Genomic DNA, 17,767 nt, shown 5'->3' with positions numbered 1-17,767 from the left:
ATCATCGTAACGGCGAGAAAGGAGTAAACTTAAGAGATCCCCGAGAGGAGAAAAGCGATGAAACGACTCTTACTTTTAGCCATGCTGTTGCCGTTTGCAGGCTTTGCACAGCCCATCAACACCATGAATAACCCGAACCAACCCGGTTATCAGATCCCGAGTCAGCAGCGTATGCAAACCCAAATGCAAACGCAGCAAATTCAGCAGAAAGGGATGCTCAACCAGCAGTTGCAAACGCAGACGCGTATGCAGCAACAGCATCTGGAAAACCAAATTAACACCAACTCCCAGCGGGTCCTTCAGTCTCAGCCAGGCGAGCTAAATTCCGGTCAGCAGCAAATGCTGCCCAACAGCAACGGTGGGATGTTGAGTGGAACCCGTAACCCGGACAGCTCTCTGAATAAGCAACATATGCTGTCAGAGAAAAAGAACGGCGACATGCTGAAGCCCTCCAGCACGCCGCAGCCTAACGTTCCGTTAAAAACGATTGGGCCTTAAAAAGGTTGGAAATCCGGACCAATCGTATCAATGGCATCGGTACAGATGCAGTCCACGCCCCAGCGCAGCAGTTCCGCCGCGCGCTGGGGTCGGTTGACGGTATATACCAGAATACGTAGCCCCGCATCGCGCAGCGCATCCACACGCGCTTCATCCAGCAGTTTGTGATTAAGATGAATAGAGACGCATCCAAGCCGTGTGGTCAGCTCGCGCCAGTCCTCGCGCCATTCATCAAGCAGCAAGCCTCTCGGCAGTTCAGGTACCGCCTGCTGCGCCGCTTCAAGTGCATCAATTTCAAAGGATGACAATAGTGGCGGCGTCATTCCCGCCCACAGTTCCCGCGCAGCCAGCGCCACGACTTTGCCGGTTAACGTTCCGGTACCGGTTGTGGGTTTAATTTCAATATTTGCCATCATTCCATGCTGACGGCAGCGCTCGGCCACTTGCGAGAGCAGCGGCAGCAGTTCACCTTTAAACTCACCGCTAAACCAGCCGCCGGCGTCCACGCGCAATAAATCCTGCCAGTTCAGCTCGCCTGCCACGCCCCAGCCGTTGCTGGTTCGCTCCAGGTTGTCGTCATGCAGTAAGAAGATCTCACCGTCTTTCGACAATTTAGCGTCAAACTCGATCATGGTATGCCCGTATCGCGCCCCCACGTCGATCGCCGCCAGGGTGTTTTCCGGGGCCAGCTTACCGCCGCCACGATGGGCGACAATATGGGGGTAAGGCCAGTTACTCATACGCGTTGTCCTGTTTCGCCATCAAAAAGATGTTGATGATTTTCTGGCAAATGCAGCCACAGCGTGCTGCCTGCCGTTGGGCGATGCTGATGCGCCAGTCGCACCACCAGCTTTTGCTCGCCCCAGCGTCCGTGTGCCAGGTTATCTGCGCCCAGCATTTCCAGTGTATCAACAACCAACGGCACACCGCCTTCGGCCTGCGAGCTTAGCGCAATATGCTCCGGGCGGATACCCAACGTCATGTTACGGCCAATAGACTCTCTCGCGCTTCTGCCGATGGGTAGCGTCATGCCGCCCTCCAGTTCAAAATGGGTGCCCGAGGTACTGATGCACCCGTCCAGCAGGTTCATCGCCGGGCTGCCGATAAAACTCGCCACAAAGCGGCTGGCAGGTTTTTCATACACTTCAACCGGCGTACCTACCTGCTCGGCAATGCCTTTGTTCATCACCATCACCCGTTGGGCGAGGGTCATCGCTTCAACCTGGTCGTGCGTCACGTATAGCGAAGTGGTTTTCAGGCGGCGATGCAGATGTTGTAACTCCAGACGCATCTGTACTCGCAGCTTGGCATCAAGGTTAGAAAGCGGCTCATCGAACAGGAAGACCGCTGGGTCACGCACAATCGCTCGCCCCATCGCTACGCGCTGGCGCTGACCGCCAGAAAGTTCGCGCGGACGACGTTTGAGCAGCTCACCCAGCTCGAGAATACGCGCCGCCTCATTTACCCGTTCAGCAATGTGCTCCTTGCCCATCCCGCGGATTTTCAGCCCCCAGGCCATGTTTTCTTCCACGCTCATATGCGGGTAGAGCGCGTAGTTTTGAAAGACCATCGCTATGCCGCGATCCTTCGGCTCCATCTCGGTGACGCGTTTATTATCAATCCAGATATCGCCACCGCTCACCCGCTCCAGCCCGGCGACCATCCGCAGCAGCGTAGACTTTCCGCAACCGGATGGCCCAACCATCACGATAAATTCCCCGTCCGCGACGTCCAGCGTCAGCGGTTTAATTACCTGGGTTTTGCCGTCCCAGCTTTTGGTTACTGCCTGTAGTTTTAAACCAGCCATTTTTATTTCTCACTATCGACCAGACCGCGTACGAAGGCGCGCTGCATGGCTAACACGATGATTACCGGAGGGATGAGCGTCAGCAGCATGGCAGCCATTACCTGGTTCCACTGCGTGGTGCCTTCACCGGTGGCGATCATGCCTTTGATACCCGCCACCGCAGTGCCCAAATTGACGTCGGTAATAATTAACAACGGCCACAAATACTGGTTCCAGCCGTAGATAAAGGTAATAACGAACAGCGCCGCCAGATTGGTTTTTGACAGTGGTAGTACGATATCGCGGAAAAAACGCATCGGTGACGCACCGTCAATTCGCGCCGCCTCAACCAGCTCATCCGGCAGGGTCATAAAGAACTGACGGAACAGGAAGGTCGCAGTAGCCGATGCCATCAACGGCAGCGTCAGACCCGCATAGCTGTCGAGCATTTTCAGGTTGGCGATAACCTCCACGGTGGGGAAGATTCGCACCTCAACCGGCAGCATCAGGGTGATAAAAATCATCCAGAAGAACAGGTTGCGCAGCGGAAAGCGGAACCAGACGATGGCAAATGCGGAAAGCATGGAGACGGTGATTTTCCCTACCGTAATACTGAATGCCATGATGAAGCTGTTAAGCATCATCAACCAGAACGGCGCGCTGTTGACGCCCACGCCGTTGACCCAGATGTATTTCATGTTCTCCAGCAACTGCGTGCCGGGAACCAGCGTCATCGGCGTTTCAAACACCGCTTTGTTGTCCAGCGTCGCCGCGACAAACGCGACGTACAGCGGAAACAGGATCACCATGATCCCCATAATCAACATGGCATGGCTGAATATTGTCAGCCCACGACGGTTCTCAATCATTGGTAACGCACCTTACTTTCCACATAGCGGAACTGCACCACCGTCAAAATAATGACCAGCAACATCAGCACCACCGATTGCGCGGCCGAGGCGGAGAGATCCAGCCCGACAAAGCCTTCGCGATAGATCTTATAAATCAACGTCGTGGTCGCCTGCACCGGCCCACCCGCCGTGGCGGCATCAATCACCGGGAAGGTATCAAAGAAGGCATAAACCAGATTCACCACCAGCAGAAAGAAGCTGACCGGGGCTATCAACGGCAGCGCCAGCTTAAAGAAGCGGCGAACCGGCCCTGCGCCATCAATCGCAGCAGCTTCGATCAGCGATCGCGGGATAGACTGCAGTGCGGCAAAGAAGAACAGGAAGTTGTAACTAATCTGCTTCCAGACCGATGCAAACACCACCAGGAACATCGCCTGACCGCTGTTTTGCGCATGGTTCCAGTCATAGCCAAACTCACCGAGAAAATGGGTAATCAGCCCACGTCCTGGGTTAAACAGGAAGATCCACAATACGGCGGCGACGGCAGGCGCGACGGCGTATGGCAACAGCATCAGCGTCTGGTAAAAACGGCTGCCGCGCACCACGTAATTCACCAGCGCCGCAAAAAATAACGACACCAGCAGACCACTTACCGTGACTAACGTACTGAACTTAATGGTGGTCCAGAATGAGTCGAGGTAGTACGGGTCATGAAACAGCGCGACAAAGTTTCCCAGTCCGACAAACTGGCTGGAAAGACCAAACGGATCAACGGATTGTAGCGAGTACCACAGCGCTTCACCGGCGGGCCAGATAAAGAAAATAACGGTGATAACCAGCTGCGGAGCCACCAACAAATAGGGAAGCCAACGCGAGCGGAATACCGGACGGGATGAAGACATGTAGGTTCTTTTCCTGGAAGGTGCCGGATGGCGGTGCAAGCACCTTATCCGGCCTACAAACTACGAACTTGTAGGCCTGATAAGCGCAGCGCCATCCGGCACTTATACACTTAAGACTTGGTCGATTGCTCAAAGCGGCGCAGTAACTGATTGCCACGCTCAACGGCGGCATCCAGTGCCTGCTGCGGGGTTTTCTTCCCGGTCCAGACGCTTTCCAGCTCTTCATCCACAATAGTGCGGATCTGCGGCATATTGCCCAGACGCAGTCCCTTGGTGAATGGCAACGGCGGCTTGTTCAGCATCTGGCGGGTGGCGATATCAGCCCCAGGGTTCTTCTCATAGAAGCCCTGTTCACGGGTCAGGTCGTAGGCAGCGGTGGTGATCGGCAGATAGCCGGTCTTCTGGTGCCATTCGGCAGCAATTTCAGGCTTCGCCAGGAAGTTGAGGAACTGCGCCACGCCTTCGTAGGTTGCTTTATCTTTACCCTGCATCACCCACAGGCTGGCCCCACCGATAATCGCATTCTGCGGCGCGCCCTTCACATCGGCATCGTACGGCATCATCCCGACGCCATAATTGAATTTAGCGTAGTGGCGGATGTCCGCCAGCGAACCGGAAGAGGCGGTGGTAATGGCACAATCCCCGTTGTAGAACTTCTCAGTGGATTCGTCCTTACGCCCGAAGTAGCTGAAATCACCTTTTTTGTTCAGCTCTTCCAGCAGAGCGATGTGTTTCACCTGTTCCGGTTTATTGAACTCCAGCACCGCGTCAGTACCGTCAAAGCCATTGTTTTTGGTTGCTACCGGCAGACCGTTCCAGGCGCTGAAGTTTTCAATCTGAATCCATCCCTGCCAGCCGCTGGCGTAACCGCACTTCATGCCTGCGGCTTTCAGCTTCGCGGTGTACTCCGCCAGATCCTGCCAGGTTTTCGGCGGCTGCTCCGGGTCTAAACCGGCTTTTTTGAAGGCATCTTTGTTGTAGTACAGCACCGGAGTGGAGCTGTTAAACGGCTGGGAGAGCAAGTGTCCGCTTTTAGAGTCGGTGTAGTAACCGGAAACGGTCGGTACGAACTGAGACTCATCGAAGTTAATGCCAGCCTCTTTGAATACTTCATAGACCGGTTTAATGGCTTTTGAGGCCATCATGGTTGCCGTGCCCACTTCATAAACCTGCAGCAGCGCAGGCGCGTTTCCGGTACGGAAAGCAGCAATTCCTGCACTCAGGCTCTGCTCATAGTTGCCTTTGTACTGCGGAACAATTTTGTAGTCGGGATTGGCTGCATTAAAACGTTGCGCCAGTGAATCAACTTCTTTACCCAGTTCGCCTTCCATTGAGTGCCAGAACGGGATAGTGGTGACCGCCAGTGCCTGACCTGCAAATGCCAGGCTAAGTGCCAGTCCTAAAGCTGTATGTCGTAACGATATCATCGGTTATCTCTCTTGTTGTGCCGGATGCGCGATATCACGCGTTTTATGCTCGCGGGGGTAACATGACATGCTCGAATGACAGAAAAATAACTTTTTTATTACAAAAAAAGATAGTAAGGCGACAAACAGATGGCAAGGCGGTGAAAGCGTAGTGACAGGAAAATGCGGGGTGGTGCACAACAAAGCCGGATATCGCTATACCTTCTCCGGCCTTGATGGCGTTATCTGCTGCTCCAGCAAGGAAGATTAATCCCGACGCCAGCGTCGTTCATATTCATTCTGTAAACGCTGCTGCTCTCGCCGCTCACGTTCACGTTGGATATCCGATTTATCATCATCCCAGCCTGGGCATACCGAGCTGGTAAACACTTCGCAGGGCGAGTCGGATTGCGCTAACGGGTTGTCCGGTTTCTCTTCCCAGATAGCGGGATCGCGCGGGTCAAACGCTGGCGGTGTTGAGGCCTGGGTGGTTAGTGAAAGCGTCAAAAACAAACTGCCAATCATCATGCAGGTACCTGAACGAATCATCCTTTCTCCATGTTCATTTTTATTATTGATAACTATTCTCAATAATAACATAGAGCAATAAAAAGGGGCCACAGCAGGCCCCTTGTCTATTCAGAGAATGATTAACCGCCCAGATACGCGCTTCGCACCGCTTCGTTAGCCAGTAGCGCATCACCGGTGTCTTCCAGCACCACATGACCGTTTTCCAGCACGTAGCCGCGATCGGCGAGCTTCAGCGCCTGGTTAGCGTTCTGTTCGACGAGGAAGATGGTCATCCCCTGTTCGCGCAGCTGTTCGATGGTGTTAAAAATCTGCTGGATGATAATCGGCGCCAGACCCAGCGACGGTTCATCAAGCAGCAGCAGCCTCGGCTGGCTCATCAGCGCACGGCCTATCGCCAGCATCTGCTGTTCACCGCCGGACATCGTTCCCGCACGTTGAATACGACGTTCATGCAGACGGGGAAACAGGTCATACACCCATTTGATGCGTTCCTGAAACTGGTCCTTTTCGGCAAAGAAGCCGCCCATCGCCAGGTTCTCTTCCACCGTCATACGGGAAAACACGCGACGCCCTTCCGGCACAATCGCTACCGCTTCGCGCATGATTTTCGCCGTCTGCCAGTCGGTAATGTCTTTACCATCAAAGACGATTCGCCCACTGGTCGCTCGCGGGTCGCCACACAATGTGCCGAGCAGCGTGGTTTTTCCCGCACCGTTGGCACCAATCAGAGTAACGATTTCACCCTGGTTGATATACAAGCTGACGTCGTGCAGCGCCTGTATCTTGCCGTAGTGGGCGTTGACTTTGTCGAACGATAACATCGCTTTATCCATATTAAGCCTCGCCCCCATTATGCTTCACCTAAATAGGCGCGGATAACATCCGGATTATTACGAATCTGTTCCGGCGTCCCATTCGCCAGCGGCGTGCCCTGGTTCACCACGTAAATACGGTCAGAAATCCCCATCACCAGCTTCATGTCGTGCTCAATCAACAAAATGGTGGTGTTGTGATGGTTACGCAGTTCAGCAATCAGCTCGTCCAGCTCTTTGGTCTCTTTCGGGTTGAGTCCAGCAGCGGGTTCGTCGAGCATCAGGATTTCCGGCTGGGTCACCATGCAGCGCGCAATTTCCAGACGGCGCTGATCGCCATAGGCCAGGTTACTGGCCTGACGGTTGGCATGCTCCAGCAAGCCAATACGCGCAAGCCAGGTGGCGGCGCGATCCAACGCTTCACTCTGCGCGCGACGGAACGACGGGGTTTTCAACAGGCCGGAGAAGACGCCGGTTTTCAGTTGCTGATGTTGCGCCACCAGCAGGTTTTCAATCACCGTCATTTCGCGAAACAGACGCACGTGCTGGAAAGTACGTACCACCCCCATACGCGCGATTTGCTGACCCGGCAGCCCTTCCAGGTGCTGGTCGCGCAGCTTAATCGTCCCGCCGGTCGGCTTATAAAAACCGGTCAGACAGTTAAAGACCGTGGTTTTCCCCGCACCGTTCGGGCCGATTAACGAAACGATCTCCTGCGGTCGCAGTTCCAGTTCAACGTTGTTTACCGCCAGCAGACCGCCGAAGCGCATCATCAGGCCGTTAACGGATAATAATGGCTGACTCATGCCTGCTCTCCTTTTGCTTCCCCGTTTTGCAGCTTCAACTGTGGACGGGTCATCGGCAACAAGCCCTGCGGACGCCAGATCATCATCAGTACCATTAAACCACCCAGCATTAACATGCTGTATTCGTTGAAATCACGCATCAGCTCGCGTGACACCACCAGCAGGATGGCCGCGAGGATCACCGCAAACTGTGAGCCCATTCCGCCCAGTACAACAATCGCCAGCACAAAGGCCGACTCGGCAAAGGTGAAGGACTCCGGGCTGACGAAGCCCTGGCGCGCGGCAAACAGCGTACCGGCAAAACCGGCAAACGCGGCGCTGATGGTAAAGGCTGTCAGCTTGATACGCGTAGGGTTTAAGCCCAGAGAACGACAGGCAATTTCATCTTCACGCAGCGCTTCCCACGCGCGACCCAGCGGCATACGCAGCAAACGGTTGATAACAAAAAGCGAGAAGACCACCAGCAGCAGCGCCACCAGATAGAGGAAAATGACGCGGTCAGACGGATCGTACTTGACGTTAAAGAAGTTGCTGAAGGTATCCCAGCCGCCTTCACGGGCGGTACGGCTGAACTCCAGACCGAAAAAGGTCGGTTTCGGGATCTGGCTAATACCGTTTGGACCGCCGGTTACTTCGGTGTTGTTGAGCAGCAGAATACGGACGATTTCGCCGAAGCCTAAGGTCACAATCGCCAGATAATCACCACGCAGGCGCAATACCGGGAAGCCGAGCAGGAAGCCTGCTGCAGCGGAAACCAGCCCCGCCAGCGGCAGACAGGTCCAGAAGCCCAGACCGTAATAGTGGTTCAGCAGCGCGAAGGTGTAAGCGCCGATGGCATAGAAGCCGCCGTAGCCCAGCACCAGCAGGCCGGAAAGCCCCACCACCACGTTTAAGCCGAGGCCGAGGATGATATAAATCATCGTCAGCGTGGCGATATCCACCGTACCGCGTGACACCATAAACGGCCACGCCACGGCAATCACCAGCAGCGCCACCAGGAACAGCTTCTGTTTAACGGTGGAGCCGTCAATCGCCGGCAGAATAAATTTCGGTCCGGAGACGCTCTTCAGGCCTTTCTGGAAGGCTGGACGTAGCAGTTGGAAAAGAAAGACCACGCCAGTGCCGATAAATACCCACTGCCAGCGGATATCCGCGGCGGTATCGACTACCAGCCTGGTACCGTCCAGCTCTAACTGAACACCCATAAAGACGCCCGCCAGGACGAAGAACATAGCGGCAGAGAGCAGCGCCATTGCAAAATGCATCGGTTTCATACTTTCTCTACCTCCGGGCGACCCAGAATACCGGTCGGCATCACCAGCAGCACCAGAATCAGCAGCGCGAATGAAACGACGTCTTTGTATTCAGTACTCAGATAAGCAGAGGAAAGCGCTTCCGCAACGCCCAGAATCAGGCCGCCGATCATCGCCCCTGGAATGCTGCCGATGCCGCCCAGTACCGCCGCGGTAAAGGCCTTCATCCCGGCCATAAAGCCGATGTATGGGTTAATTACACCATAGAACTGACCGAGCAGCACGCCCGCTACCGCCGCCATTGCCGCGCCAATCACAAAGGTCAGCGCAATCACGCGATCGGTATTGATGCCGAGCAGGCTGGCCATCTTCAGGTCTTCTGCACAGGCACGGCAGGCGCGGCCCATACGGGAGTAACGGATAAACAGCGTCAGCGCCAGCATCGCCAGGAAGGTTACGATCCAGATAACCAACTGCATGGTGGTGATTGAAGCAGAGAAGTTATCGCTACTGCCGACAGTCCACTGGCCATTAAACAGGCTGGGCAGCGCCACGTCGCGCGAACCTTCTGTCAGGCTGACGTAGTTTTGCAGGAAGATGGACATCCCGATAGCGGAAATCAGCGCGATCAGGCGCTTGGAGCTGCGCACGGGCCGATACGCCACGCGTTCAATGCTCCAGCCGTAGGCGCTGGCAATCACAATCGCGCCGACGAAGCCCGCCGCGACCAGTAGCCAGCTGGAATCGATGCCCATCATCATTAGCGCTGCGATGATCATAAAGGAGACATAGCTGCCGATCATATACACCTCGCCGTGGGCGAAGTTGATCATGCCGATAATGCCGTACACCATCGTGTAACCGATGGCGATCAGCGCGTAGGTGCTTCCCAGCGTGACGCCGTTAAACATCTGCTGCAAGAAATAGAGGAACTGCTCGGACATAAGGTAACCTTTTTAAACCCGCCCGTTTTGCACGGGCGGTGGGATAACTCGTCTTCAGGTATTACTTCGCAACGGTCGAAGAACCGTCTGCATGCCACTGGAAGACACCAAACTCAAATCCCTTCAAATCGCCTTTTTCGTCCCATTTCAGCGGCCCAATCACGGTATCAGCCCCGTGTGCTTTCAGATCTTTCACCAGGTCCAACGGCTCTTTGCTACCGCTGCGATCCATTGCTGTCGCCAATGACTGGACGGCTGCATAAGTGATCCACACGTATGGTCCGGTTGGATCTTTCTTGTCAGCTTTGAGCGCATCGACGATAGCCTTATTCGCCGGATCCTGGTCATAGCGTTTTGGCATGGTTACCAGCATGCCTTCAGCAGCATCACCGGCGATGTTAGACAGCGACGCATTGCCGACGCCCTCAGGTCCCATAAACTGGGTTTTCAGCCCGACGGAACGCGCCTGGCGCAGCATTTGCCCCATTTCCGGGTAGTAGCCGCCGTAATAAACAAAGTCGATATTTTCTTTTTTCAGGCGAGCGATCAGCGCAGAAAAATCTTTTTCCCCGGCGGTGATACCGTCAAAGAAAACGATGTTGGCTTTGCCCGCTTTCAGGCTGTCCTGCACCGAACGCGCCAGGCCTTCACCGTATTGCTGTTTATCGTGAATGATGGCGATACGCTGTGGCTTCACCTTCTCCAGAATGTATTTCGCGGCGGTCGGCCCCTGAGAGGAGTCCAGGCCCGCTGTACGCATAATGTGAGCGTAACCGCGCTGGGTCAGTTCCGGGTTTGTGGCACCCGGAGAAATCATCAGAATGCCTTCATCTTCATAGATATCTGATGCGGGCTGCGTGGAAGATGAGCACAGATGACCAATAACGTACTGAATGCCGTCATTGACGATTTTGTTCGCTACCGCAACGGCCTGTTTCGGATCGCAGGCGTCGTCATATTCCACAGCAACCAGTTTGTCGCCTTTGACCCCGCCTTTGGCATTGATATCTTTAATGGCCTGACGTGCGCCATTAAATTCCATATCGCCCCACTGCGCGACCGGACCTGACATCGCGCCGACAACAGCGACCTTGATATCTTCCGCCATGACCGCGTGTGACATTGCCAGTGCTATCACCCCTGCGATGATTGTTTTCGCATTCCGTTTCATTACCTGAATCCCCATTCGTGACGTAATTAATATTTTGTATTTATGTGGTTAAAAAGCAGTCTGTGCTTTTTTTGAACTGCACTATTTTTACCAGTCTCATTAATGGTTTAGCGCAGTTTTTTAAGCAAAATCAGGCTAAAATCTCTATTTTTCAGTCGATTAAGAAAAGATAATATTCTGCTTTTCACTATAGATAAACAAAAAAAAGCACGTTTGTCAGCATAAAATAACGGCACAAAGAGCCGAATAAAATGCTGCATCCCAGGGTATTATTCTGCCTATTTTTCAATCTCTACGGTTTCAAACTGTCATTACCGTTGTTACAAAATTATTAATCTGGTTATTCACATAAAAAAGAGAAAGCATCCGGGTGAATTATTTCGGTACACTCATTCCATCTTTTGTGATTTGGACATGCTGTTAATGAAGCTGACCATCGTTCGTTTAGATAACTTTAGCGACCAGGACCAGATTGATCTGGGCAAAATCTGGCCGGAATATTCCGCCTCATCGTTAAGCGTAGATGAAACGCACCGGATCTACGCTGCACGCTTTAACGAGCGTCTGTTAGGCGCAGTTCGCGTAACCCTGAGCGGCACGCAAGGTGCATTAGATTCATTGCGCGTACGCGATATCACCCGCCGTCGCGGCGTCGGGCAGTATTTGATCGAAGAAGTCATCCGGGAAAACCCTGATGTGAGTTCATGGTGGATGGCCGACGTCGGCGTTGAAGACCGCAGCGTGATGGCCGCGTTTATGCAGGCGTTAGGGTTTACAGCCCAGGAGAATGGCTGGGAAAAAAGATAAAAAAGCCGGATGGCGCTGACGCTTATCCGGCCTACATGCTGGGAGAAAAAATAAAAAACCACCTCGCAATTTTCCAAGAATTTCACGTTGCAGGAAGGCGGCAAGTTATGAAGTCCCCGGGAGCTTACATAAGTAAGTAACCGGGGTTGAATAACGTAGCCAACGCATCTGCAGCGCGAAAGGCGCCAGGAAAATTATTTGGCGTCGGTCGCCGTCCCGTTTGCATGCCAGTCAAACACGCCGAATTCGAAGCCTTTCAGATCGCCCTTCGCATCCCATGACAGCGGCCCCATGACGGTTTCCACTGAGTTTGCTTTCAGGTATTTGGCAATTTCAGCCGGGTCGTCAGACTGGTTCAGACCGGCCTGCAAGGATTGCAGCGCGGCGTAGGTGGTCCATACGAATGCACCGCTCGGATCTTGTTTCTTGGCTTTGATCGCGTCCACAATCGGTTTGTTCGCCGGAACCTGATCGTAGTTCTTCGGTTTCGTTACCAGTAAGCCTTCTGCAGACTCACCCGCGATGTTAGACAGCGACACGTTCGCTACCCCTTCTGGTCCCATAAACTGGGTTTTCAGACCCGCAGCGCGTGCCTGGCGCAGAATCTGCCCCATTTCCGGGTGGTAACCACCGTAGTAAACGAAATCGATATTCTCTTTCTTCAGACGCGCCACCAGCGTAGAGAAATCTTTCTCGCCAGCGGTGATCCCGTCGAAGAACACCACGTCAGCGTTGGCTTTCTTGAGGTTGTCCTGCACGGAACGCGCCAGGCCTTCACCGTACTGTTGTTTGTCGTGAACGATCGCAATGCGCTTCGGCTTCACTTTTTCAACGATATATTTGGCAGCGGTTGGGCCCTGATCGGAATCCAGACCGGTGGTACGCATCACCAGGTTATAACCGCGCGCGGTCAGCTCCGGCGCCGTTGCCGCTGGGGTGATCATCAGAATGCCTTCGTCTTCATAGATATCTGACGCAGGCTGAGTGGAAGACGAGCACAGGTGGCCGATAACATATTTAATCCCGTCGTTGACCACTTTGTTAGCTACCGCTACCGCTTGTTTCGGGTCACAGGCATCGTCATATTTCACCATGACCAGTTTGTCGCCTTTCACCCCGCCTTTGGCGTTGATATCTGCAATCGCCTGCTCTGCGCCAGTAAATTCCTGATCGCCATACTGCGCTACCGGACCGGACATCGCGCCGACGACGGCAACTTTAATATCCTTAGCAAACGCCATATTGCTCAAAGACAGGGCGATACATCCTGCCAATAACGCTTTACCCTTCATATTCATCCTGACAATCCCCATTATTGTGGTTATTACGTGTGTTGTGATGTTGTTGTTCAGCACTTTATTTCGATTATTGGATAGCCACCCGTGCTTTAGCAGCATACTCTGCTAAAACATACCCGATTTTTATTATTTTGGAATAGCTAAATTTGACATGCAGATAACAACTTGATGACAAAAAGCATAAACGTCAGGAGAGAGGGGGAGAGATAAAAACAAAAAACCCCGGATTTTCATCCAGGGTTTATCAGCATTTCCAGGGCGGCTGGAAGATTACGCTTCGATCGCCGCGCGCAGTTTTTTCATGGCGTTCTTTTCAAGCTGACGAACACGTTCAGCGGAAACGCCGTAGCGATCGGCCAGTTCCTGCAACGTCGACTTGTTGTCTTCGTCCAGCCAACGGGCACGAATGATGTCCTGGCTACGCTCGTCCAGACCTTCCATTGCGTGGGTCAGTTTGTTCGCGGCCTGATCTTCCCAGTTATCTTCTTCAATGCCGTCGGCAAAGTTAGAAGATTTATCCTGCAGATACAGCACCGGGGCCATCGGCTGGCTGTCAGACTCATCGTCTGAAGACATGTCAAACGTCATGTCCTGTGCCGCCATACGGGATTCCATTTCGCGCACGTCTTTGCTGGAAACACCCAGCTCGCGAGCAACCATTTCAACTTCGTCCTGGTTAAACCAGCCCAGACGCTGTTTGGTTTTACGCAGGTTAAAGAACAGCTTACGCTGCGCTTTGGTGGTCGCGACTTTAACGATACGCCAGTTACGCAGAACGTATTCGTGGATCTCAGCTTTGATCCAATGCACGGCGAAGGAAACCAGGCGCACACCCACTTCCGGGTTGAAACGGCGCACGGCTTTCATCAGGCCGATATTACCTTCCTGAATCAGATCCGCCTGCGGCAGGCCATAGCCCGCATAATTACGAGCAACATGAACAACAAAGCGCAGGTGAGACAGGATCAGCGTTTTAGCTGCTTCCAGATCGCCCTGGTAATGCAGCTTTTCAGCCAGTGCCCGCTCCTCGTCAGCCGACAACATCGGCCACGCGTTCGCAGCCCGGATATAAGATTCCAGGTTACCAACAGGGGCTAAAGCTAAATTTTGCATTTCTTTGGTCATTCAAATCCTCTCAATCTTTTCATCTGGCGCATTGGCTAAAAACTAATTAACAAAAACCAGTAGCAACAACCATGCCAGAGCTTATGAGCAACGAGAATATCATTCAATCTTTTATCAGACAGTGATTTTATCCACAAGTTCCATGTCGTAATGTGTATAGATTACGCACAAAATGTGACATCACAATGAATACGCCGGGAAGAGATCACAGGGACTCTTTCCCTGCAGAGCGAACTACTCAGTGCAGGGAAAGATTATACCAGAGATTTTTTAATCGGGGGTAAAGTGGCGTAAATGTTGAACCGTGGCAAGCCAGGCTGCCACCCAGCCAATCATTGAGCACACCAGCAGCAATAACAGGCACTCATCGAATGATAAGCCATTGATATCAAACTTAGTTCCAAATACCTGTGCCACCTCAGTCACCGCTGACGACAGACGCATCACCAAAATTTCTGACAAAATCAGTGAAAGAAATGCACCGGAAAAACCGAGCAGTGCACCGCCGTAGAGGAACGGACGCAGGATAAAGCCATCCGTCGCGCCAATCAGTTTCTGTACGTTAATGGTATCGCGACGCGCAAAAATACTCAGCCGCACGCTGTTACCGATGACGAGGAAGACCGCCGCCACCATCAGCACGCCGATCATCGCGGAAACGCGTCCGACAAGGCCCGTCAGCGCCGCCAGGCGAGCGAACCAGCTGTCATCCATTCGCACTTCATCAATACCGTTGATTTGTGCGATGCGGTCACGCAGCGTGTTCAGCGACTCCGTACCCTGAAAGTCCAGTTTCGGGATAACAACCGCCACGGCCGGAAGCGGGTTCTCTTCAAGCATATCCAGCGCGCCGCCAAAGCCAGACCAGTTACGGAATTCGCCCAGCGCGTCGTCACGAGAAAGATAATTCACTTTCTCCACGCCCTGCTCGGCCTGCAACTGACCAACCACCCGCGCCGCCGCATCATCATCCAGCGTTTTTTGCAGATAAACGGTGATCTGCGGAGACGGATAATACTGGCTTGCCGCATGGTTTACGTTCTTATAAACCATGTAGCACACGCTAGGCAGCGTCAGGGAGATGGCAATGACCATCACCGTCAGAAACGTCGCCAGCGGCTTGCTTTTCAGGTCCTGTAACGCGCCCTGAAACGCATAACGTACCTGCTCGTTAAAGACATTGGTTTTACGCGAATTCGGCTTTGGCGCGGCTTTCGCACGCTTTGGCGCGTTGCGACCGCCGTCACCCGACGCACCGCCCGATTTACGAAAGCGATCCAGTCGGCCACCGAACTGTTTGATTTGGTTAATAGCGTCACGTCTATTCATGCGCCAGGCCTCCATGCAGATGTCCATCGCTCAGAACCATTTGGCGATAGGAGCGACGGGAGATCAGGCCAATATCGTGCGTGGCCATTAATACCGTGACCCCGACGCGGTTAAACTCTTCGAACAGGCGAAGGATCCCTTCTGACAGCGCGTCATCCAGGTTCCCCGTTGGTTCATCCGCCAGCAGCACCGCAGGTTTGTTCACCACCGCGCGGGCGATGCCGACGCGTTGTTGTTCACCGCCGGAGAGTTGAATCGGGAAGTTTTTCGCTTTGTCCAACAGCCCGACCTTATCCAGCGCCGCTGACACGCGGCGACGAATATCATCCCCGCTGGCGCCCGCGATGATCAGCGGGATTGCCACATTGTCAAACACGGTTCTGTCCATCAACAGGTGGTGATCCTGAAAAATCATGCCAATCTGACGACGCAGAAACGGCACTTCACGGTTTTTCAAACGGCTGATGTCATGCCCGCTAAAGTAGATTTTCCCGGCGCTGGGCCGTTCAATTCCACAAATCAGCTTCAGCAGGGTACTTTTCCCCGCGCCGGAGTGGCCGGTCAGAAACGCCATCTCGCCAGGCTGCATATGGAAGGTCACTCCCTGCAGCGCTTGTCTCCCACCGAGATAGGCCTTGCTGACATGTTCAAAGCGAATCATTGTTAATCCTCTCGGGCAAAAAGTGCCTCTATAAAATCGTCCGCTTTAAACGGACGTAAATCCTCGATACGTTCACCCACACCGATATAGCGGATAGGGATGCCAAACTGATCGGCAACCGAGAAGATAACCCCGCCCTTCGCCGTACCGTCCAGCTTGGTCAGGGTGATACCGGTTAAGCCCACCGCTTCATGGAACAGTTTGGCCTGGCTTATCGCATTCTGCCCGGTGCTGGCGTCGATAGTCAGCATAACTTCATGCGGCGCATCTTCGTCCAGCTTCTTCATGACGCGAACGATTTTTTTCAATTCTTCCATCAGGTGCGATTTATTCTGCAAACGCCCTGCGGTATCAGCGATCAGCACGTCTACGTTACGCGCCTTCGCCGCCTGGATGGCATCAAAGATAACGGACGCGGAATCCGCGCCAGTATGCTGAGCAATCACCGGGATGTTGTTACGCTGACCCCAAACCTGCAGCTGTTCTACCGCCGCCGCACGGAAAGTATCACCTGCCGCCAGCATTACCGATTTACCCTGCTGCTCAAACTGACGCGCAAGCTTACCAATAGTGGTGGTTTTGCCCACACCGTTGACACCAACCATTAAGATAACAAATGGTGTTTTGCCATCAACGTTCAGCGGTTCGTCAACCTTCGCCAGAATCTCGCCCATCTCTTCTTTCAACAGACCGTACAGCGCTTCCGCATCTTTAAGCTGCTTGCGGCTGGCGCCTTCCGTTAGATTCGCAATGATCTTGCGGGTCGTTTCTACACCCACATCAGCGATCAGCAGCTGCTCTTCCAGCTCTTCAAACAGATCATCGTCGATTTTTTTACCACGGAACAGACTGATAAATCCGGAACCGAGGTTTTCTTTTGTTTTCAGCAGGCTGCGTTTCAGACGCGCAAAGAAACCTTCTTTGGTTGGTTTTTCCTGCTCCTGGACCACCTCTTCTTCTACCGGTTCTTCTACAGCAGGTTCTTCTACCGGCACCACCATAACCGCTTCTTCAGCCGCCTCAACGATTTCCACGGTTTCCGCTTCGGCCCGCCACTCTTCGGCAGTAACTTCTTCGGTTTTCACCTCTTCCGGCAGCGGCAATTCTTCGCGTTCGATAACCACCGCAGCTGGCGTTTCCACTACAGTTTCAGCAACGGATTCAGCAACCGGCTCAATCTCCGGCTGCGCTTGTTCGGCGACAGGTTCTTCTTCCGGCTGCAGTTTTTCGATTTCCGCAACCTGTTCAGTTACTTCAACGACTTCAGCTGCAAAGGCTTGCGTTTCAGCCTCGCTACGGGTTTCCTCAACGTGCGGCTGTTCGTCAACGACGGTAGTTTCTTCAGCAACCGGTTGTTGTTCTTCATTTTTTACTTCTGTCTCGTTTTCCGGTGCCTGCTCTTTTTGACCAAAGCCCAGCCAGGAAAAAAAGCCACGTTTTTTCTCTTTCGCCATTTGCGACTACACTCCCCCGCTGTTGCTTCATGGCACAGCGTCAACGCTATGTACATAGCAGCTAAAAAAATGATGAAATAGTCTATCACTTAACTTAACTCACATCACCGCCTGGAATGACACGTCAGCAGCG

At 53.4% G+C, this 17,767-nt stretch carries 18 protein-coding genes and 1 pseudogene; 3 read left to right on the top strand and 16 right to left on the bottom strand.

Annotated features, from left to right (window positions below; all coding sequences use genetic code 11):
- The first annotated feature begins 57 nt into the window (after positions 1–57).
- On the top strand, positions 58–498 hold the full coding sequence (locus OGY06_RS17160; RefSeq protein WP_003827591.1) for a DUF2756 family protein: 441 nt from the start codon (positions 58–60) through the stop codon (positions 496–498).
- Here OGY06_RS17160 and ugpQ read toward each other — a convergent pair.
- The 11 genes from ugpQ to livK all read right to left on the bottom strand — a co-directional run bounded on the left by ugpQ (position 495) and on the right by livK (position 10,960).
- Complete coding sequence (ugpQ, locus tag OGY06_RS17155) at positions 495–1,238, bottom strand: glycerophosphodiester phosphodiesterase (protein ID WP_191219654.1); 744 nt, start codon at positions 1,236–1,238, stop codon at positions 495–497. The genes OGY06_RS17160 and ugpQ overlap by 4 nt on opposite strands.
- Positions 1,235–2,305, bottom strand: a complete 1,071-nt coding sequence (locus OGY06_RS17150) for a sn-glycerol-3-phosphate import ATP-binding protein UgpC (protein ID WP_286605764.1) — start codon at positions 2,303–2,305, stop codon at positions 1,235–1,237. The genes ugpQ and OGY06_RS17150 overlap by 4 nt, the downstream gene beginning before the upstream one ends.
- Before the next feature lie 2 nt (positions 2,306–2,307).
- Positions 2,308–3,153: a sn-glycerol-3-phosphate ABC transporter permease UgpE gene (gene ugpE, locus OGY06_RS17145; RefSeq protein ID WP_003023450.1), complete on the bottom strand. Its 846-nt coding sequence runs from the start codon at positions 3,151–3,153 to the stop codon at positions 2,308–2,310.
- On the bottom strand, positions 3,150–4,037 hold the full coding sequence (ugpA, locus tag OGY06_RS17140) for a sn-glycerol-3-phosphate ABC transporter permease UgpA (protein ID WP_164562428.1): 888 nt from the start codon (positions 4,035–4,037) through the stop codon (positions 3,150–3,152). Before ugpA ends, ugpE begins: the two co-directional genes overlap by 4 nt.
- A 110-nt stretch (positions 4,038–4,147) precedes the next feature.
- Complete coding sequence (gene ugpB, locus OGY06_RS17135; RefSeq protein WP_003827583.1) at positions 4,148–5,464, bottom strand: sn-glycerol-3-phosphate ABC transporter substrate-binding protein UgpB; 1,317 nt, start codon at positions 5,462–5,464, stop codon at positions 4,148–4,150.
- A 246-nt stretch (positions 5,465–5,710) separates the two neighbouring features.
- Complete coding sequence (locus OGY06_RS17130; RefSeq protein ID WP_003827582.1) at positions 5,711–5,992, bottom strand: hypothetical protein; 282 nt, start codon at positions 5,990–5,992, stop codon at positions 5,711–5,713.
- A gap of 101 nt (positions 5,993–6,093) precedes the next feature.
- A complete protein-coding gene (livF, locus tag OGY06_RS17125; RefSeq protein WP_003827581.1) occupies positions 6,094–6,807 on the bottom strand; it encodes a high-affinity branched-chain amino acid ABC transporter ATP-binding protein LivF in 714 nt (237 codons plus the stop codon).
- Between the two features lie 17 nt (positions 6,808–6,824).
- On the bottom strand, positions 6,825–7,592 hold the full coding sequence (gene livG, locus OGY06_RS17120) for a high-affinity branched-chain amino acid ABC transporter ATP-binding protein LivG (protein ID WP_003827578.1): 768 nt from the start codon (positions 7,590–7,592) through the stop codon (positions 6,825–6,827).
- Positions 7,589–8,866 (bottom strand): branched chain amino acid ABC transporter permease LivM, encoded by a 1,278-nt coding sequence (gene livM / locus OGY06_RS17115; RefSeq protein WP_286605762.1) that lies wholly within the window; start codon positions 8,864–8,866, stop codon positions 7,589–7,591. The genes livG and livM overlap by 4 nt, the downstream gene beginning before the upstream one ends.
- Positions 8,863–9,789, bottom strand: coding sequence for a high-affinity branched-chain amino acid ABC transporter permease LivH (gene livH, locus OGY06_RS17110; RefSeq protein ID WP_003827575.1), 927 nt, complete (start codon positions 9,787–9,789; stop codon positions 8,863–8,865). The genes livM and livH overlap by 4 nt, the downstream gene beginning before the upstream one ends.
- 61 nt (positions 9,790–9,850) lie before the next feature.
- Positions 9,851–10,960, bottom strand: a complete 1,110-nt coding sequence (livK, locus tag OGY06_RS17105; protein ID WP_003023433.1) for a high-affinity branched-chain amino acid ABC transporter substrate-binding protein LivK — start codon at positions 10,958–10,960, stop codon at positions 9,851–9,853.
- A 423-nt stretch (positions 10,961–11,383) separates the two neighbouring features.
- Between livK and panM the strand changes: the two genes are divergently transcribed.
- Entirely contained in the window at positions 11,384–11,767 is a 384-nt protein-coding gene (gene panM, locus OGY06_RS17100) for an aspartate 1-decarboxylase autocleavage activator PanM (RefSeq protein ID WP_003827573.1), read from the top strand.
- Positions 11,752–11,878: pseudogene (locus OGY06_RS17095) on the top strand (hypothetical protein). The gene panM and the pseudogene OGY06_RS17095 overlap by 16 nt, the downstream one beginning before the upstream one ends.
- A gap of 83 nt (positions 11,879–11,961) precedes the next feature.
- Here OGY06_RS17095 and livJ read toward each other — a convergent pair.
- The 5 genes from livJ to ftsY all read right to left on the bottom strand — a co-directional run bounded on the left by livJ (position 11,962) and on the right by ftsY (position 17,634).
- Complete coding sequence (gene livJ, locus OGY06_RS17090) at positions 11,962–13,065, bottom strand: branched chain amino acid ABC transporter substrate-binding protein LivJ (RefSeq protein ID WP_139153507.1); 1,104 nt, start codon at positions 13,063–13,065, stop codon at positions 11,962–11,964.
- A 270-nt stretch (positions 13,066–13,335) separates the two neighbouring features.
- A complete protein-coding gene (gene rpoH, locus OGY06_RS17085; protein WP_003023425.1) occupies positions 13,336–14,190 on the bottom strand; it encodes an RNA polymerase sigma factor RpoH in 855 nt (284 codons plus the stop codon).
- A gap of 270 nt (positions 14,191–14,460) precedes the next feature.
- A complete protein-coding gene (gene ftsX, locus OGY06_RS17080) occupies positions 14,461–15,519 on the bottom strand; it encodes a permease-like cell division protein FtsX (RefSeq protein WP_003827568.1) in 1,059 nt (352 codons plus the stop codon).
- Positions 15,512–16,180 carry a cell division ATP-binding protein FtsE gene (gene ftsE / locus OGY06_RS17075; protein WP_003023420.1) on the bottom strand — a complete coding sequence of 223 codons (669 nt, stop codon included), beginning with the start codon at positions 16,178–16,180 and terminating at the stop codon, positions 15,512–15,514. The genes ftsX and ftsE overlap by 8 nt, the downstream gene beginning before the upstream one ends.
- Positions 16,181–16,182: 2 nt before the next feature.
- A complete protein-coding gene (gene ftsY, locus OGY06_RS17070) occupies positions 16,183–17,634 on the bottom strand; it encodes a signal recognition particle-docking protein FtsY (RefSeq protein WP_286605759.1) in 1,452 nt (483 codons plus the stop codon).
- Positions 17,635–17,767: the final 133 nt, after the last annotated feature.

Source organism: Citrobacter sp. Cpo147 (genome assembly GCF_030332405.1).
In the GTDB taxonomy this organism is placed as follows: domain Bacteria; phylum Pseudomonadota; class Gammaproteobacteria; order Enterobacterales; family Enterobacteriaceae; genus Citrobacter; species Citrobacter portucalensis.
This window is presented reverse-complemented; position numbering and strand designations above follow the sequence as displayed.

Coding starts and splice junctions, on each gene's coding strand:
- OGY06_RS17160 (WP_003827591.1), top strand. CDS start 58: ATGAAACGACTCTTACTTTTAGCCATGCTGTTGCCGTTTGCAGGCTTT.
- ugpQ (WP_191219654.1), bottom strand. CDS start 1,238: ATGAGTAACTGGCCTTACCCCCATATTGTCGCCCATCGTGGCGGCGGT.
- OGY06_RS17150 (WP_286605764.1), bottom strand. CDS start 2,305: ATGGCTGGTTTAAAACTACAGGCAGTAACCAAAAGCTGGGACGGCAAA.
- ugpE (WP_003023450.1), bottom strand. CDS start 3,153: ATGATTGAGAACCGTCGTGGGCTGACAATATTCAGCCATGCCATGTTG.
- ugpA (WP_164562428.1), bottom strand. CDS start 4,037: ATGTCTTCATCCCGTCCGGTATTCCGCTCGCGTTGGCTTCCCTATTTG.
- ugpB (WP_003827583.1), bottom strand. CDS start 5,464: ATGATATCGTTACGACATACAGCTTTAGGACTGGCACTTAGCCTGGCA.
- OGY06_RS17130 (WP_003827582.1), bottom strand. CDS start 5,992: ATGATTCGTTCAGGTACCTGCATGATGATTGGCAGTTTGTTTTTGACG.
- livF (WP_003827581.1), bottom strand. CDS start 6,807: ATGGATAAAGCGATGTTATCGTTCGACAAAGTCAACGCCCACTACGGC.
- livG (WP_003827578.1), bottom strand. CDS start 7,592: ATGAGTCAGCCATTATTATCCGTTAACGGCCTGATGATGCGCTTCGGC.
- livM (WP_286605762.1), bottom strand. CDS start 8,866: ATGAAACCGATGCATTTTGCAATGGCGCTGCTCTCTGCCGCTATGTTC.
- livH (WP_003827575.1), bottom strand. CDS start 9,789: ATGTCCGAGCAGTTCCTCTATTTCTTGCAGCAGATGTTTAACGGCGTC.
- livK (WP_003023433.1), bottom strand. CDS start 10,960: ATGAAACGGAATGCGAAAACAATCATCGCAGGGGTGATAGCACTGGCA.
- panM (WP_003827573.1), top strand. CDS start 11,384: ATGAAGCTGACCATCGTTCGTTTAGATAACTTTAGCGACCAGGACCAG.
- livJ (WP_139153507.1), bottom strand. CDS start 13,065: ATGAATATGAAGGGTAAAGCGTTATTGGCAGGATGTATCGCCCTGTCT.
- rpoH (WP_003023425.1), bottom strand. CDS start 14,190: ATGACCAAAGAAATGCAAAATTTAGCTTTAGCCCCTGTTGGTAACCTG.
- ftsX (WP_003827568.1), bottom strand. CDS start 15,519: ATGAATAGACGTGACGCTATTAACCAAATCAAACAGTTCGGTGGCCGA.
- ftsE (WP_003023420.1), bottom strand. CDS start 16,180: ATGATTCGCTTTGAACATGTCAGCAAGGCCTATCTCGGTGGGAGACAA.
- ftsY (WP_286605759.1), bottom strand. CDS start 17,634: ATGGCGAAAGAGAAAAAACGTGGCTTTTTTTCCTGGCTGGGCTTTGGT.